Raw genomic sequence first — 15967 nt, 5'->3', positions numbered from 1 at the left:
GCCGATGACGAGTGCGGCTAAAACCGAATCCGGCGACGGGGTACGTCCGCCGGACATGGTGACATTAACCATCGACGGCGCCGAGATCAGCGTTCCCAAGGGCACTTTGGTGATTCGCGCGGCCGAGCTGATGGGCGTCCAGATCCCCCGGTTCTGCGACCACCCGCTGCTGGACCCGGTGGGAGCGTGCCGCCAGTGCCTGGTCGAGGTCGAGGGACAACGCAAGCCGATGGCGTCGTGCACCACGGTGGCCACCGACGACATGGTGGTGCGCACCCAGCTGACGTCCGAGGCCGCGGACAAGGCGCAGCACGGCGTGATGGAGCTGTTGCTGATCAACCACCCGCTGGACTGCCCGATGTGCGACAAGGGCGGCGAATGCCCGCTGCAGAACCAGGCAATGTCCAACGGCCGCGCCGAATCCCGGTTCACCGACGTCAAGCGCACGTTCGCCAAGCCGATCAACATCTCCTCGCAGGTGCTGCTGGACCGCGAGCGCTGCATCCTGTGCGCCCGCTGCACGCGGTTCTCCGAGCAGATCGCCGGTGACCCCTTCATCGACATGCAGGAGCGCGGGGCCCTGCAGCAGGTCGGCATCTACGCCAATGAGCCGTTCGACTCGTACTTTTCGGGCAACGCGGTGCAGATCTGCCCGGTGGGGGCGCTGACCGGCACCGCGTACCGCTTCCGGGCCCGCCCGTTCGACCTGGTCTCCAGCCCGAGCGTGTGCGAACACTGCGCCTCGGGGTGCGCGCAGCGCACCGACCACCGCCGCGGCAAGGTGCTGCGGCGGCTGGCCGGCGACGACCCCGAAGTCAACGAGGAGTGGAACTGCGACAAGGGCCGGTGGGCGTTCAACTACGCGACCCAGCCGGACGTCATCACCACTCCCCTGATCCGCGACGCCGACGGCACGCTGCAGCCGGCGTCTTGGTCGCACGCGATCGTGGCGGCGGCCGAGGGACTCGAAGCGGCCCGCGGGCGCACCGGCGTGCTGGTCGGCGGCCGGGTGACCTGGGAAGACGCCTACGCGTACAGCAAGTTCGCCCGAATCACGTTGGACAGCAACGACATCGACTTCCGCGCCCGCCCGCACTCCGCCGAGGAGGCCGACTTCCTGGCCGCCCGCGTCGCCGGCCGGCCGGTGACCGTGAGCTACTCGGACCTGGAGTCGGCGCCCGTGGTGGTGCTGGCCGGCTTCGAGCCGGAGGACGAGTCGCCCATCGTGTTCCTGCGGTTGCGCAAGGCCGCCCGCAAGCACGGACTGCCCGTGTACGCGATCGCGCCGTTCGCGACCCGGGCGCTGACGAAGATGAAGGGCCGGTTGGTCAAGACCGTTCCCGGCGCCGAGGCCGCCGCGCTGGACGGGCTCGCCACCGGCGAAGCGGGCGAGCTGCTCTCGAAGCCGGGCGCCGTCATCATGGTCGGCGAGCGCCTGGCCACGGTGCCCGGCGGCCTGTCCGCCGCGGCGCGAGTCGCCGAGGCCACCGGTGCCCGGCTGGCTTGGGTGCCGCGCCGCGCCGGTGAACGCGGCGCGCTGGAAGCCGGCGCGCTGCCCACGCTGCTGCCCGGCGGCCGCCCCGTCGCCGACGACGCCGCCCGCGCGCAGGTCGCCGCCGCGTGGAACGTCGACGAATTGCCTTCTGCCCCTGGGCGGGACGCCGAAGGCATCCTGGCCGCCGCCGCCGACGGGTCCCTCGCGGCGCTGCTGGTCGGCGGCATCGAACCCAACGACTTCCCCGACCCGGAGGCGGTGCTGGCCGCGCTGGACGCTGCCGGATTCATCGTCAGCCTGGAATTGCGGCACAGCCCCGTCACCGAACGCGCCGACGTGGTGTTCCCGGTCGCGCCGACGACCCAGAAGTCCGGCGCCTTCGTCAACTGGGAAGGGCGCTACCGCGCGTTCGCGCCGGCGCTGCGCGGCACCAGCGGCGAGGCCGGCCAGTCGGACCACCGGGTGCTGGACACGCTGGCCGACGAGATGGGTGTCTACCTGGGAACGACCACCGTCGAGGCGGCCCGCGAGGAACTCGCCGCACTCGGCGCCTGGGACGGCGGACATGTCGCCGACCCGCAGGTCGCGGCGTCGGAACCGGCCACTCCCGGGCAAGGTCAGGCCGTGCTGGCGGGATGGCGGTTGCTGCTCGACGAGGGCCGAATGCAGGACGGCGAACCGCATTTGGCGGGTACCGCCCGCAAGCCCGTCGTGCGGCTGTCGGCCGAAACCGCCGCCGAGATCGGCGCGGCCGACGGTGACAACGTCACGGTCAGCACGCCGCGTGGCTCGATCATGTTGCCGCTGGCCATCACCGACATGCCCGACCGGGTGGTGTGGCTTCCGTTGAACTCGCCGGGTTCGGCGGTGCACCGGAAGTTGGGCGTAACCGTCGGGAGCGTCGTCGAGATCGGAGTGGGCACCGCCGGCGACGATGCACTGGGGGTGCCCCCAGCCGCGCAGCGGCGAGGGGGACGGAGCGATGAGGAGGAGCGGCGCAAATGACGGTCCCCTTGTCCGCCTTCGGACACGACCCGTGGTGGTTGGTGCTCGGCAAGGCGCTGGCCATCTTCGTCTTCCTGATGCTGAACGTGCTGCTCGCGATCCTGCTAGAACGCAAGATCCTGGGCTGGATGCAGCTGCGGCCCGGACCGAACCGGGCGGGCCCATGGGGCGCGCTGCAGAGCCTGGCCGACGGGATCAAGTTGGCGCTGAAGGAGAGCATCACTCCGGGCGGCGTCGACAAGTTCGTGTACTTTACGGCGCCGGTCATCTCGACGATTCCGGCGTTCACCGCGTTCGCGTTCGTCCCGTTCGGTCCGGTGGTGTCGGTGTTCGGCCACCGCACGCCGTTGCAGCTGACCGATCTTCCGGTGGCGGTGCTGTTCATCCTCGGCCTGTCGGCAATCGGGGTGTACGGCATCGTGCTGGGCGGCTGGGCGTCGGGGTCCACCTACCCGCTGCTCGGCGGGGTGCGCTCCACCGCGCAGGTCATCTCCTACGAGGTGGCGATGGGGCTGTCGTTCGCCGCGGTGTTCCTCTATGCGGGCTCCATGTCGACGTCGCAGATCGTCGGCGCACAGGACCGCGTCTGGTACGTCTTCCTGCTGTTGCCGTCCTTCGTGATCTACCTCATCTCGATGGTCGGTGAAACCAACAGGGCGCCATTCGATTTGCCCGAGGCCGAGGGTGAGCTCGTCGCCGGATTCCACACCGAGTACTCGTCGCTGAAGTTCGCGATGTTCATGCTGGCCGAGTACGTCAACATGATGACGGTCTCGTCGCTGGCCACGGCCCTGTTCTTCGGTGGCTGGCATGCGCCCTGGCCGCTGAACATGTGGGCGGGCGCCAACACCGGCTGGTGGCCGGTGCTCTGGTTCACCGCCAAGATGTGGACCTTCCTGTTCATCTATATGTGGCTGCGAGCCTCACTGCCCCGCCTGCGCTACGACCAGTTCATGGCGCTGGGCTGGAAGCTGCTGATCCCCGCCTCGCTGGTGTGGGTGCTGATCGCAGCGGTGATCCGCACCGCGCGCAACCAGGGGTACGCGCATTGGACGCCGATCCTGGTGGTCAGCAGCCTGGTCTTCGCCGTGGCGCTCGTGCTGCTGTTGCGAAAACCGTTCAGCACGCCGATGATTCGCGCGATGGAGCGCGAGCTGCGCCGCGAGGGCGGGGAAATCCCAGCCCCCCAGGCCACCGAGCCGGCCTTCCCAACACCGCCGCTGCCGGCGCAGAAAGTCGGCGCGAGCAAGGAGAAAGCACGTGCCTAAATTCTTCGACGCCGTAGCAGGATTCGGCGTGACGTTCGCGTCGATGTTCAAGAAGAGGGTCACCGAGGAGTATCCGGAAAAGCCGGGCCCGGTCGCGCCGCGCTACCACGGGCGCCACCAACTCAACCGGTATCCCGACGGGCTGGAGAAGTGCATCGGGTGCGAGCTGTGCGCCTGGGCGTGTCCCGCCGACGCGATCTACGTCGAGGGCGCCGACAACACCGAGGAGCTGAGGTATTCGCCCGGGGAACGCTACGGCCGGGTCTACCAGATCAACTATCTGCGCTGCATCGGCTGCGGCCTGTGCATCGAGGCCTGCCCGACCAGGGCGCTGACCATGACCAACGACTACGAGATGGCCGACGACAACCGCGCCGACCTGATCTACGAGAAGGACCGGCTGCTCGCCCCCCTGCTCCCCGACATGACCCCGCCGCCGCACCCGAGGGCGCCCGGCGCCACCGACAAGGACTACTACCAGGGCAACGTCACCGCTGAGGGATTGCGGGCGCGCGAGAACGCGGGAGACACCCGATGATCGCAACGCTCGCCTCGGAGACCATCGTTCGCACCTCCACCGGCGAGGCGGTCACGTTCTGGGTGCTGGGCGCCGTGGCGTTGATCGGCGCGCTCGGGGTGGTGCTCGCCGTCAACGCCGTGTACTCGGCGATGTTCCTGGCGATGACCATGATCATCCTGGCGGTGTTCTACATGATCCAGGACGCGCTGTTCCTGGGTGTCGTTCAGGTGGTCGTCTACACCGGCGCGGTGATGATGCTGTTCCTGTTCGTCCTGATGCTGATCGGTGTCGACTCCGCGGAATCGCTGAAGGAGACGCTGCGCGGCCAGCGCGTGGCCGCGGTGATCACCGGCCTCGGGTTCGGGATCCTGCTGCTGGCCGGCATCGGCAACGTGGCGACCGGAGGGTTTCTCGGGCTCACCACCGCCAATTCCGGCGGCAACGTGGAAGGCCTGGCCGCGCTGATCTTTTCGCGTTACCTGTGGGCCTTCGAGCTGACCAGCGCCCTGCTGATCACCGCGGCGGTCGGCGCGATGGTGCTGGCGCACCGGGAACGTTTCGAGCGGCGCAAGACCCAGCGCGAGCTTTCCGAAGAACGCTTCCGGGCCGGCGGCCGCCCCACCCCGCTGCCCAACCCGGGCGTCTACGCGCGCCACAACTCGGTCGACGTCGCCGCGCTGCTGCCCGACGGCTCGTACTCGGAGTTGTCGGTGTCCCCCATCCTGCGGATCCGCGGCGCCGACGGCGGAGACGTCGCAGCGCCGCGCTCCACCGAAGCGGTCAGGGGCGGTGCGTCGTGAATCCGGCCAACTACCTTTACCTTTCGGCGCTGCTGTTCACCATCGGGGCGTCGGGGGTGCTGTTGCGCCGCAACGCCATCGTGATGTTCATGTGCGTGGAGCTGATGCTCAACGCCGTCAACCTGGCGTTCGTCACGTTCGCGCGAATGCACGGCCACCTCGACGGACAGATGATCGCGTTCTTCACGATGGTGGTGGCCGCGTGCGAGGTCGTCGTCGGCCTGGCCATCATCATGACGATTTTCCGTGCCCGCAAATCCGCTTCCGTCGACGACGCGAACCTACTCAAAGGCTAAAAGAACGCCGAGATGACTGACTACACCTGGCTGCTGGTGGCGCTGCCGTTGGCGGGTGCCGCGATCTTGTTGTTCGGGGGCAGGCTCACCGACGCCTGGGGCCACCTGTTGGGTTGCGCCACCGCGCTCGCGGCGTTCGGGGTGGGCGCGACGCTGCTCGCCGACATGCTCGGCCGCGGCGAGGCCGACCGCGCCATCCACCAGAAGCTGTTCACCTGGATCCCCGTCGGGCAACTCCAGGTCGACGTCGGGCTGCAGATCGACCAGCTGTCGATGTGCTTCGTGCTGCTGATCACCGGGGTCGGGTCGCTGATCCACATCTACTCGGTCGGCTACATGGCCGAAGACCCGGATCGCCGAAGGTTTTTCGGCTACCTCAACTTGTTCCTGGCCTCGATGCTGCTGCTGGTGGTCGCCGACAACTACCTGGTGCTCTACGTCGGCTGGGAGGGCGTCGGCCTGGCCTCCTACCTGCTCATCGGTTTCTGGTACCACAAGCCGTCGGCCGCCACCGCGGCCAAGAAGGCGTTCGTCATGAACCGGGTCGGTGACGCCGGGCTGGCGGTGGGAATGTTCTTGATGTTCAGCACCTTCGGCACGCTGTCGTACGGCGGGGTGTTCGCGGGCGCGCCTTCGGCTTCGAGCGGCGCGGTAACCGCGATGGGGTTGCTGTTGCTGCTGGGCGCCTGCGCCAAGTCCGCGCAGGTTCCGCTGCAGGCGTGGCTCGGCGACGCGATGGAAGGCCCGACGCCGGTGTCCGCCCTGATCCACGCGGCCACCATGGTGACCGCCGGCGTGTACCTGATCGTGCGGTCCAATCCGCTCTACAACCTTTCGCCCGGAGCGCAATTGGGCGTCGTCATCGTCGGCGCCGTCACCCTGCTGTTCGGGGCGTTCATCGGCTGCGCCAAGGACGACATCAAGCGCGCCCTGGCGGCGTCGACGATGAGCCAGATCGGCTACATGGTGCTGGCCGCCGGCCTCGGCCCGGCGGGCTACGCCTTCGCGATCATGCACCTGCTCACCCACGGCTTCTTCAAGGCCGGCCTGTTCCTCGGGTCCGGGTCGATCATCCACGCGATGCACGAGGAACAGGACATGCGCCGCTACGGCGGCCTGCGCAAGGCCCTCCCGATCACGTTCGCCACGTTCGGGCTGGGATACCTGGCCATCATCGGCGTGCCGCCGTTCGCGGGCTTCTTCTCCAAGGACAAGATCATCGAGGCGGCGCTATCCACCGGGGACACCCGCGGCTACGTGCTGGGCGGCGCCGCGCTGCTGGGCGCCGGTGTCACCGCGTTCTACATGACCCGGGTCATGCTGATGACCTTCTTCGGTGAAAAGCGTTGGGCCCCCAACGCGCATCCGCACGAGGCGCCGGCCGTGATGGCGTGGCCGATGATCTTGCTCGCCGTCGGCTCCGTGTTCTCCGGCTTCCTGCTGTGGTGGGGCGGCGCCCTGCAGCGCTGGCTCGAGCCCGTCGTCGGGGTGCATGAGGAATCCGCTCACGCCCTGCCGGCCTGGGTCACCACCGTCGTGGCGCTGGGCGTCGTCGCCGTCGGTATCGCGGTGGCCTACCGGATGTACGCCACCGCGCCCGTCCCGCGGGTCGCCCCGGTGCGGGTCTCGGCCCTCACGACCGCCGCGCGCGCCGACCTCTACGGCGACGCGCTCAACGAGGAGGTGTTCATGCGCCCCGGGGCGCAGCTGACCGAGGCACTGGTCGAGGTCGACAACGCCGGCGTCGACGGCTCGGTCAACGCCCTGGCCGCGCTCGTGAGCCGGACGTCAAACGGCCTGCGGCGCTTCCAAACCGGCTTCGCCCGCAACTACGCATTGTCGATGCTCGCGGGCGCCGTGCTGGTGGCCGCACTGATCCTGGCGGTGAGGGTGTGGTGAGCGGAAGTTTTCTTAACCGCGCCGGCGACGATGCAGAGCGAAGCGATGAGGAGGAGCGGCGCTTATGAACGTACCGTGGCTGAGCGTCCTGTGGCTGCTGCCGCTGGCGGGCTCCCTGCTGATCATCCTGCTGCCCCCGGGGCTGCGACAGCTCGCCAAGTGGACCGGCCTGGTCGTCGGCGTGCTGACGCTGGCGGTGGCAATCGTCGTCGCCGTCGGCTTCAAGGCCGGCGGTCCCACCTATCAGTTCGTCGAAAGCCACCGGTGGATACCGGCGTTTGGCGCGGGCTACTCGCTCGGCGTGGACGGCATCGCGGTGGTGCTGGTGCTGCTGACCGCGGTGCTGATCCCGCTGCTGCAGGTGGCCGGGTGGAACGACGGCAACAAGGGCACCCAGGCGAATACCCGTAGCGTGCACGCCTACGTCGCGCTCACGCTGGCCATCGAGGCGATGGTGCTGATCTCGGTGGTCGCGCTGGACGTGCTGCTGTTCTACGTCTTCTTCGAGGCCATGCTGGTGCCGATGTACTTCCTGATCGGCGGCTTCGGGCAGGGTTCCGGCCGGTCGCGCGCAGCGGTGAAGTTCTTGCTTTACAACCTGTTCGGTGGCCTGATCATGCTGGCAGCGGTCATCGGGCTGTACGTGGTCACCGCGCAACACGGCTCGGGCACCTTCGACTTCCGTGACATCGTGGCCGGCGTCGCATCGGGCCGCTACGGCACCGATCCGGCGGTGTTCAAGGCGCTGTTCCTGGGCTTCATGTTCGCGTTCGCGATCAAGGCCCCGCTGTGGCCGCTGCACCGCTGGCTGCCCGATGCCTGCGTCGAGGCCACCCCGGCGACGGCGGTGCTGATTACGGCCGTGATGGATAAGGTCGGCACCTTCGGCATGCTGCGCTACTGCCTACAGCTGTTCCCCGACGCCTCAACGTATTTCCGTCCGGCGATCGTGACGCTGGCCATCATCGGCGTGATCTACGGCGCAATCGTGGCGATCGGCCAGACCGACATGATGCGCCTGATCGCCTACACGTCGATCTCGCACTTCGGGTTCATCATCGCCGGCATCTTCGTCATGACCAGCCAGGGGCAGAGCGGGTCGACGCTCTACATGCTCAACCACGGAATCTCCACCGCCGCGGTGTTCCTGATCGCGGGATTCCTGGTGACGCGGCGCGGCAGCCGGGCGATCGCCGACTACGGCGGCGTCCAGAAGGTCGCACCGATCCTGGCCGGCACGTTCCTCGTCTCGGCCATGGCCACCCTGTCGCTGCCCGGGCTGGCGCCGTTCGTCAGCGAATTCCTCGTCCTGCTGGGCACTTTCAACCGGTACTGGCTGGCCGGCGCCTTCGGGGTGACCGCCCTGGTGCTCGCGGCCATCTACATGCTGTGGCTCTACCAGCGGATGATGACGGGACCGGTGGCCGAGGGCAACGACCGGATCACCGACCTGCGGGCGCGCGAATTGGTCGTCGTGGCACCGTTGCTCGCGCTGCTGTTCGTGCTGGGCGTCTATCCCAAGCCGGTGCTCGACATCATCAACCCCGCCGTCGAGAACACCATGACCACCATCGGCCAGCATGACCCAGCGCCGAGCGTGCCGCCCCGGACCGCCGAAGGACCGCACCGATGACCCTGCCCACCCCAAGCGTCGAGTACTTCCTGCTGTGCCCGATGCTGATCGTCTTCTCCGTCGCGGTCGTCGGCATCCTCGTCGAGGCCTTCCTGCCCAGGCGGATTCGCTACTACGCCCAGATGACGCTGGCCCTCGGCGGCCTGATCGCGGCGCTGGTGGCGGACGTGGAAGTCGCCGAGTCGATTCCCGCGTCCGGTCGCACCGCCGTGCTGGGCGCGGTGGCCATCGACCGGCCGACGCTGTACCTGCAGGGCACGGTGCTGCTGGTCGCGGTGCTGGCGGTCATCTTCATCGGCGAGCGGACCCAAGCCAAGGCCGAGAGCAAGGCCGCCGCGAAGGTGGGCTCGGGCGGGTTGGATTCCTTTACGCCGCAGGCGTCCGCGGTTCCCGGCGGTGAGGCCGAGCGCGAGGCCGAGCGGGCCGGGGCCGCGCAGACCGAGCTTTTCCCGCTGGTGATGCTGTCGGTCGGCGGCATGATGGTGTTCCCCGCGTCCAACGACCTGTTGACGATGTTCGTCGCGCTGGAAGTCTTGTCGCTGCCCCTGTACCTGATGTGCGGGCTGGCCCGGCATCGCCGCCTGCTGTCCCAGGAAGCGTCGATGAAGTACTTCCTGCTGGGCGCGTTCTCCTCGGCGTTCTTCCTCTACGGCGTCGCGCTGCTCTACGGCGCGACGGGCACGCTGCTGCTGCCCGGGATCCGGGATGCCCTTGCCGCCCATGGCGATAGCTCGATGGCGCTGATCGGCGTCGCGCTGCTGTCGGTCGGCCTGCTGTTCAAGGTGGGCGCCGTCCCGTTCCACTCCTGGATTCCCGACGTCTACCAGGGCGCGCCCACCCCGATCACGGGGTTCATGGCGGCGGCCACCAAGGTGGCGGCGTTCGGCGCGCTGCTGCGCGTGGTCTACGTAGCGCTGCCCCCGCTGCACCACGAGTGGCGCCCGGTGCTGTGGGCGATTGCGATCCTGACCATGGCCGTGGGCACCGTGACGGCGGTGAACCAGGCCGACGTCAAGCGGATGCTGGCCTATTCCTCGGTCGCGCACGTGGGCTTCATCCTCACCGGCGTGATCGCCGACAACACGGCCGGCCTGTCCGCCACGCTGTTCTATCTGGTCGCCTACAGCTTCAGCACCGTGGGCGCGTTCGCCATCGTGAGCCTGATCCGCAACGCCGACGGCGTCGAAGACGCGAAGATCTCACACTGGGCCGGGCTCGGGCAGCGCTCTCCCATTGTGGGCGTGATGTTTTCGATGTTCCTGTTGGCCTTCGCCGGCATCCCGTTGACAAGCGGATTCGTCAGCAAGCTCGCGGTGTTCAAGGCCGCCGCCCAGGGCGGCGCCGTGCCACTGGTCATCATCGGCGTCATCGCCAGCGGTGTGGCCGCGTACTTCTACGTGCGCGTCATCGTGTCGATGTTCTTCACCGAAGCGACCGACGACACCCCGCACGTGGTGGAGCCCGGCATCCTGAGCAAGATCGCGATCGCGGTATGCGCCGCCGTCACAGTGCTTTTGGGGATCTTCCCGCAACAGCTGCTGGATCTGGCCGACCAGGCGGCCCAGCTGCTGCACTAGAAATCCCCCGCGTCAGCTCACGAACGGGCGGGTGGCCAGCACGTAGATCGCCAGTACCCCGACCGGCGCGGCCAGCGGCAACCACGGCAGCTGCAGCGGGAAGGCCGTCGCGACCAGGCCCGCGAACATAAAGCCCACGGCGGCAACGGCGGTCGGCCAGCTCCACATGACGCCGCCGGCGGCCGTCCCGACCGCGTGCCGGCACACCAGATAGGCGACCGCGCACAGGCCGGACCAGGCGGCGAAGACGAGCGAGGGGTCCGACGCCAGGATGGTCGCCACCGACAGCAGCACGGCGACCGTCGCCGCCGGTCGGAAAACCACCGAGACACCCACCGCGACGGCGGCCGCCACGCCCGCGACGACCGCGGGCCCGTGCGACCCGAAGGACGCCAGCCCCACCATGAGTGCGCCGAAAACCGTTGAGATGCCCAGTGTTGCGGGACGCGCGATCGGGCTCATGCCCGCAGCCGTCCCCGGACGCGATGGCGGCGGTCGGGCAGGACGGCCATCGACTGGTCGAGCGTGCTGTCACCTCGCCACGCCACGATGTCGACACCGACCGTCGCCATGTCGCGATACATGGCCGAGCGCTGCAGCGCCCACATCCGGTCGATCAGCGGATCCTGCTGGCTTTCGAAGGGCGAGCTGTCGAGGATGTCGACGGCGATCACGACGTGGCCCCGCTTGCGCAGGTCGATCAGGGCCAGCGCGAATTCCGTGTCGAGCAGCGTGGAGAACGCGATGACGATCGCACCCACGGGAACCGCGGCGCGCGGCGCCAGTGTGCCGGTGGTGTTTTCGAATCGGTCGCCGGCGCCCAGGACGGTGTCGAGCACCCGGTAGAACTGGCGCTGTCCGATGTCGGCGCCCAGCCAGCGCGGGCGGTTGCCGCCCAGGGCGACGATCCCCGCGCGATCGCCGTGCCGCAGCGCGGTCTGCACCACCTGCGCGGCGCCGCGCACGACGCGTTCGGTGGCTTCGGTTGCCGGGCCCGCGGGTTGGCGATACGTGTCGATCAGCACCACCACGTCGGCGGCGCGGTCGGTCAATCGCTGGGTCACGTGCAGCTGACGCCGGCGCGCGCTCACCGCCCAGTTCACCGCCCGCAGCTGATCACCGGGCACGTAGGGGCGGATGTCGGCGTACTCCACACCGGGGCCGATGTGGCGGGTCAGGTGCGCACCCAGCCGGTCGAGCAACTCGATCTGCGGGATCGGTGTCGACTGCGGGGGCGTCAGCGGGAACACGATCACATCGGCGGCGTCGACGGTGCCCGTCCCCGTCAGCAGCCCGCCCCGCGCCAGCACCTCGACCCGGGCCCGCACGGGGTAGCGGCCCCAGCGCTGTGCCGTTGCCGCAACGGTTTTCGCGTGCGGGGAATCGGCGTCGAGCGCTTCGAGCTGCATGCCCGCGACGGGCGGCACGGTCAGCTCCACCGCCGCGGGCCCGTTGCCGTCGTCCCGGGTCAGCCAGATGCGCACCCGCGCCTGTTCGTTTTCGAAGCATCGCTGCGAATCGGGCGCTCCGTGCACGCGGATCTTCGGCACCGCGGGTTGCCAGCTGATCGAACACAGCACACCCAGCAGCGGCGCGGCGAACGCGAGCAGCTGCCAGCGTGCGCCGATCACCGCGGCGGCCAGCGCAACCCCGGCGCAGGTCGCGATCGAGAGGGTCAACGGCGATGCGCGCCAACGGAACTCGACTTCGGTGCCCATCGGGGTCAACCGTGTCCCCCGCTCGTTCGGGGCACCGGCAAGCGTCGTAGCAATTCCCCGACCACGTCGGCCCCCTGGATCTTGCGGACCCACATCTCTGGCCGCAGGGTGATGCGATGCGCGACGGCCGCGACGGCGAGCGCCTTGACGTCCTCGGGGATCACATAGTCGCGTCCGAGCAACAACGCCCGCGCGCGGGCGAGTTGAACCAGGTCGAGTTCGGCGCGCGGGCTGGCGCCGACGGCGACCTGCGGGTGGTGCCGGGTGGCGGTGGCCAGCGACACGACGTAGTGCAGGACGTCCTCGTGCACGGTCACCTGCTCGACCGATTCGCGCATCGCCAGCAGGTCGTGCCCGTCCACCACTTGGTTGACCGTCGGCTCGGCCGAGCCACGTTCGAGCCGGCGGCGCAGCATCGAGGTCTCGTCGCGCTCGGAGAGGTATCGCAGTTCCAGCCGAATCGCGAACCGGTCAAGCTGCGCCTCCGGCAACGGATACGTGCCCTCGTACTCGATCGGGTTGTCGGTCGCCAGGACGATGAACGGCGTTGGCAGCTTGTGGGTTTCGCCGTCGATGCTCACCTGGCCTTCGGCCATCGCCTCCAGCAGGGCCGCCTGGGTCTTCGGCGGCGTGCGGTTGATCTCGTCGGCGAGCAACAGGTTGGTGAAGATCGGTCCGGACCGGAACGCGAAGTTGCCGGACTGCATGTCGTAGATCGTCGAGCCGAGCAGGTCCGCGGGCAGTAGGTCCGGGGTGAACTGCACCCGGGTGAATCGAAGCCCCAGCGCGGCGGCGAAGGACCGCGCGATCAGCGTCTTGCCGAGGCCGGGCAGGTCCTCGATGAGCACGTGGCCGCGCGCGAGCACCGCGGTCAGGATGAGCGTCAGCGCCGAGCGCTTCCCCACCACCACCCGTTCGATTTCGTCTAGGACAGCCTCGCAGCGTGCGGTGGTGGTCGCGACCGGCAGCGTCATATTTGCTCCAACTTTCGCAGAATCTCCTCCAGCACCCCGCGGCCGGGCCCGGGTTCACGGTCACCGGTGCGCGCGACGTTGTTCGGATTGACCCATTCCCACAGTTCCGGGCCGAAAAGCATTCGGCCGCTGGCGTGATACGTCGCGGGGTCCTTGGATTGCTTGTGCCCCGTGGTCATTTCGTAGCGCCGGGCGAGCATGGGGCGCAGATGCCGGTCCCAGTCCGCCCGGGTGGAATCCGACCGCCGGATCGTCGTCTCAGTGGTGGAAAGCCAGCGGCGCAACGAATCCCCCAGTTCGTCGTAGTCCGGCTCGGCCGCGGGTTCGTTGCCGCGCCCCACGTAACGGCGAACGTTGAGCAGCACCAGGGCCAGGCCGACACCGGAGGCGGCCAACAGGAAGCGGTGGCCGTGCAGCGTCAACGCCAGCAGCTCGATCCCCACGACGAGGCAAACACCCAGGACGATAAGCCTTTTCATACCGGGCTCCGCAACTCGGCCAGGACCAGCCGCAGGACATCGACCGCCACCTCGCGATGCCCCTCGTTCATCACGTGCGGGGAAAAACGCGCCTCCTCGAACAGGTTGACCAGCCGCTCCGCGTTCTCGGCGTGCAGCGCATGGTGTTCGACGGCCCGAACCAGTACCTCGGTCGGCGTATCGAAGTCCTGCGGGGCAGCGCCGGGCACGCGGGCGAGCTCGCGTTCCATCGCCGCGTAGCACGCGATGATCGCCTCACGGGGTTCGCGGTTGAGGTCCCCGATCTCGGCCAGCCCGACTTCGGCCGCACGGGCCAGCGACTCCGACGGCGGCTCCGGTGCCGGCGATTCGATGCGATCGTCGGCCGCAATGACGGGTCGGGGCGCCCGCCACCGCCGCCGGGCCATGATCAGCGTCCCGGCGACGATCACCAGCATCATCGGGATCGTGCCGGCCAGCAGGACACCGAACATGTCCCCCGAACCATGGCCCGGCGGCCGCTGGGTGGTCCCCGGGCCGTTGGGGGGCGCCGACGGCTGCGCGGCAGGGACTTGGGTGGGGGCCGACGGATTGGCGTGGTGCGGCACCAGGTAGCGGACCAGCAGGGTCACGATCAGCAGCCAGGCCACGATCAGCACCAGTCCGATCAGCAGCACGCGCCAGCTCGGCCGGCCCTTGCCGGTGCCGAGCAGGTCGGACAGGTCCGCCTGAGCGGGCGCCGGCGCGCGCGGATCCCGCAGCCGCGCGATGACCGCGATCGCCAGCAGCGCGAGCGCCCCACCGAGGGCCGCGATGACGAAAAGCAGGGCCGCCCGGCCGCCGCCCGGCTCCGCATGAGCCGCATGGCCTTGGGCCGGGAAGTACCCCCGCAGCGCGGCGGCGGCGAAGATCAACAGGACGATCAGGGCAACCACGCGCCCCGTCGGCTTGTCAATACCGGGCTTCATAACGGGCAAGGGGCACCACCCGACCGGTTGTGTACGCGGTTGCGGCTCTGTCTTGGTTCATACTGGCACGTCAAGCGGCCATCCCGCCAGGAACGACGCCGGCGCCGACGCGCGCCCCCGACCCCGGGACGGACCTCGGTTGCGGCTTTGTCCACAGGCCAGAACCGCCGCCGCTCACGGTGTGCAACTTCAACGGATTGTGGCGTACGTCACACTCTTGCTACCGCCGGTACAACCCGCGTACTCGGTGCGACTATTGGACGCACGTCGACCAAGCCCCCAATCTTTGATTGGCTGAGAACCCGTGGCAGCGATTAAGGAGGGACCCGCCGTTGACCGCCGTATACAACGCGACAGCGGCTGAACCACCGACTGAGACCGAAGGCGACGCAGTCGCCTGTATCGACGCCGACGCCGGCACCATCACAAACGGCGGGCCTGCCCCCAGTCAGGCGGTGGAGACGCCTGACCAACCGGAAGACGGCCGAGCGGTCCCGGAGGCCGCCATCGCGGCGCCGACGGGCTCCCGGACCGGCACGGCACTGGGCAAACCCTTCCGATACGTCCTGCGCCAGCTCGATTCCTCGATGCAGACGCTGGGCCGCTTCTTCGACCTGGCCGCCCAGTCCTTCAGGTACCTGCTCACGGATTTGATCCGGTTGCGCCACCCCTGGCGGGACACCATCAACCAGGCCTGGTTCATCATCAGCGTCACCGCGATACCCGCGTTGCTGGTGTCCATCCCGTTCGGGGTCATCGTGGCGGTGCAGGTGGGCAACTTCGTCCAGCAGGTCGGCGCCTCGTCGGTGTCGGGCGCGGCCGGTGGCCTCGGGGTGATCCGGCAGGGTGCGCCGGTCGTCGCGGCGCTGCTGCTGGGCGGCGCGGCCGGTTCGGCGGTGGCCACCGATCTCGGCGCCCGCACCATTCGCGAGGAGGTCGACGCGCTGCGCGTGATGGGCATCAACCCGGTGCAGCGGCTCGTCACCCCCCGGCTGGCCGCGATCGTCATCGTGGCGCCGGTGCTGTGCTCCTTCATCATCTTCATGGGGCTGGCGGCGGGCTACGCGATCAACGTCGGCTTCCAGTCCGGCACCCCGGGCAGCTACATCGCGTCGTTCGCGTCCTTCGCCAGCGTCAACGACGTCGTGGTGGCCGTCCTCAAGACCTGGCTGTTCGGCGTGATCGTGATCCTGGTGGCCTGCCAGCGCGGGCTGGAGACCAAGGGCGGCGCCCGGGGCGTGGCCGATGCGGTCAACGCCTCCGTGGTCATCGGCATCGTCTCGGTGTTCGTTATCAACCTGGTGATCACGCAGGGGCTGTCGATGTCCATGCCGCTGCGAGTGGGCTGACGGCCGC

The 15967-nt window shown here is 68.9% G+C and carries 14 protein-coding genes; 9 read left to right on the top strand and 5 right to left on the bottom strand.

The window, feature by feature from the left end:
* Positions 1-4: 4 nt before the first annotated feature.
* The 8 genes from AC5Y4S_RS03360 to nuoN all read left to right on the top strand — a co-directional run bounded on the left by AC5Y4S_RS03360 (position 5) and on the right by nuoN (position 10493).
* On the top strand, positions 5-2500 hold the full coding sequence (locus tag AC5Y4S_RS03360; RefSeq protein WP_500029768.1) for an NADH-quinone oxidoreductase subunit G: 2496 nt from the start codon (positions 5-7) through the stop codon (positions 2498-2500).
* 8 nt (positions 2501-2508) lie between these two features.
* Positions 2509-3768, top strand: a complete 1260-nt coding sequence (gene nuoH / locus AC5Y4S_RS03355; protein WP_500032106.1) for an NADH-quinone oxidoreductase subunit NuoH — start codon at positions 2509-2511, stop codon at positions 3766-3768.
* Positions 3761-4306 (top strand): NADH-quinone oxidoreductase subunit NuoI, encoded by a 546-nt coding sequence (gene nuoI / locus AC5Y4S_RS03350; RefSeq protein WP_500029765.1) that lies wholly within the window; start codon positions 3761-3763, stop codon positions 4304-4306. Before nuoH ends, nuoI begins: the two co-directional genes overlap by 8 nt.
* Positions 4303-5088, top strand: coding sequence for an NADH-quinone oxidoreductase subunit J (locus AC5Y4S_RS03345; RefSeq protein WP_500029761.1), 786 nt, complete (start codon positions 4303-4305; stop codon positions 5086-5088). The genes nuoI and AC5Y4S_RS03345 overlap by 4 nt, the downstream gene beginning before the upstream one ends.
* On the top strand, positions 5085-5384 hold the full coding sequence (nuoK, locus tag AC5Y4S_RS03340; RefSeq protein ID WP_007168303.1) for an NADH-quinone oxidoreductase subunit NuoK: 300 nt from the start codon (positions 5085-5087) through the stop codon (positions 5382-5384). The genes AC5Y4S_RS03345 and nuoK overlap by 4 nt, the downstream gene beginning before the upstream one ends.
* A gap of 12 nt (positions 5385-5396) precedes the next feature.
* Positions 5397-7283, top strand: a complete 1887-nt coding sequence (gene nuoL / locus AC5Y4S_RS03335; RefSeq protein ID WP_500029758.1) for an NADH-quinone oxidoreductase subunit L — start codon at positions 5397-5399, stop codon at positions 7281-7283.
* Positions 7284-7347: 64 nt separating this feature from the next.
* Positions 7348-8916, top strand: a complete 1569-nt coding sequence (locus tag AC5Y4S_RS03330) for an NADH-quinone oxidoreductase subunit M (protein ID WP_500029753.1) — start codon at positions 7348-7350, stop codon at positions 8914-8916.
* Entirely contained in the window at positions 8913-10493 is a 1581-nt protein-coding gene (gene nuoN / locus AC5Y4S_RS03325) for an NADH-quinone oxidoreductase subunit NuoN (RefSeq protein ID WP_500029751.1), read from the top strand. Before AC5Y4S_RS03330 ends, nuoN begins: the two co-directional genes overlap by 4 nt.
* A 12-nt stretch (positions 10494-10505) precedes the next feature.
* Here nuoN and AC5Y4S_RS03320 read toward each other — a convergent pair whose 3' ends face one another.
* Genes AC5Y4S_RS03320 through AC5Y4S_RS03300 form a run of 5 tightly spaced genes read right to left on the bottom strand, consistent with a single transcriptional unit; the run spans position 10506 to position 14620 of the window.
* Positions 10506-10955 (bottom strand): hypothetical protein, encoded by a 450-nt coding sequence (locus AC5Y4S_RS03320; RefSeq protein ID WP_500029749.1) that lies wholly within the window; start codon positions 10953-10955, stop codon positions 10506-10508.
* Entirely contained in the window at positions 10952-12211 is a 1260-nt protein-coding gene (locus AC5Y4S_RS03315) for a DUF58 domain-containing protein (protein WP_500029747.1), read from the bottom strand. The genes AC5Y4S_RS03320 and AC5Y4S_RS03315 overlap by 4 nt, the downstream gene beginning before the upstream one ends.
* A gap of 5 nt (positions 12212-12216) precedes the next feature.
* Complete coding sequence (locus tag AC5Y4S_RS03310; RefSeq protein WP_068102835.1) at positions 12217-13185, bottom strand: AAA family ATPase; 969 nt, start codon at positions 13183-13185, stop codon at positions 12217-12219.
* Complete coding sequence (locus AC5Y4S_RS03305) at positions 13182-13664, bottom strand: hypothetical protein (RefSeq protein ID WP_500029744.1); 483 nt, start codon at positions 13662-13664, stop codon at positions 13182-13184. Before AC5Y4S_RS03305 ends, AC5Y4S_RS03310 begins: the two co-directional genes overlap by 4 nt.
* A complete protein-coding gene (locus tag AC5Y4S_RS03300) occupies positions 13661-14620 on the bottom strand; it encodes a DUF4129 domain-containing protein (protein WP_500029742.1) in 960 nt (319 codons plus the stop codon). Before AC5Y4S_RS03300 ends, AC5Y4S_RS03305 begins: the two co-directional genes overlap by 4 nt.
* Positions 14621-15066: 446 nt before the next feature.
* On the opposite strand from AC5Y4S_RS03300, the gene AC5Y4S_RS03295 reads away from it, so the two are divergent.
* Positions 15067-15960 carry an MlaE family ABC transporter permease gene (locus AC5Y4S_RS03295; RefSeq protein WP_500029740.1) on the top strand — a complete coding sequence of 298 codons (894 nt, stop codon included), beginning with the start codon at positions 15067-15069 and terminating at the stop codon, positions 15958-15960.
* Positions 15961-15967: the final 7 nt, after the last annotated feature.

It is taken from the genome of Mycobacterium sp. NGS64 (assembly GCF_059812245.1).
The sequence above is the reverse complement of the archived record's forward strand: the minus strand, read 5'-3'. Positions and strand labels throughout refer to the sequence as shown.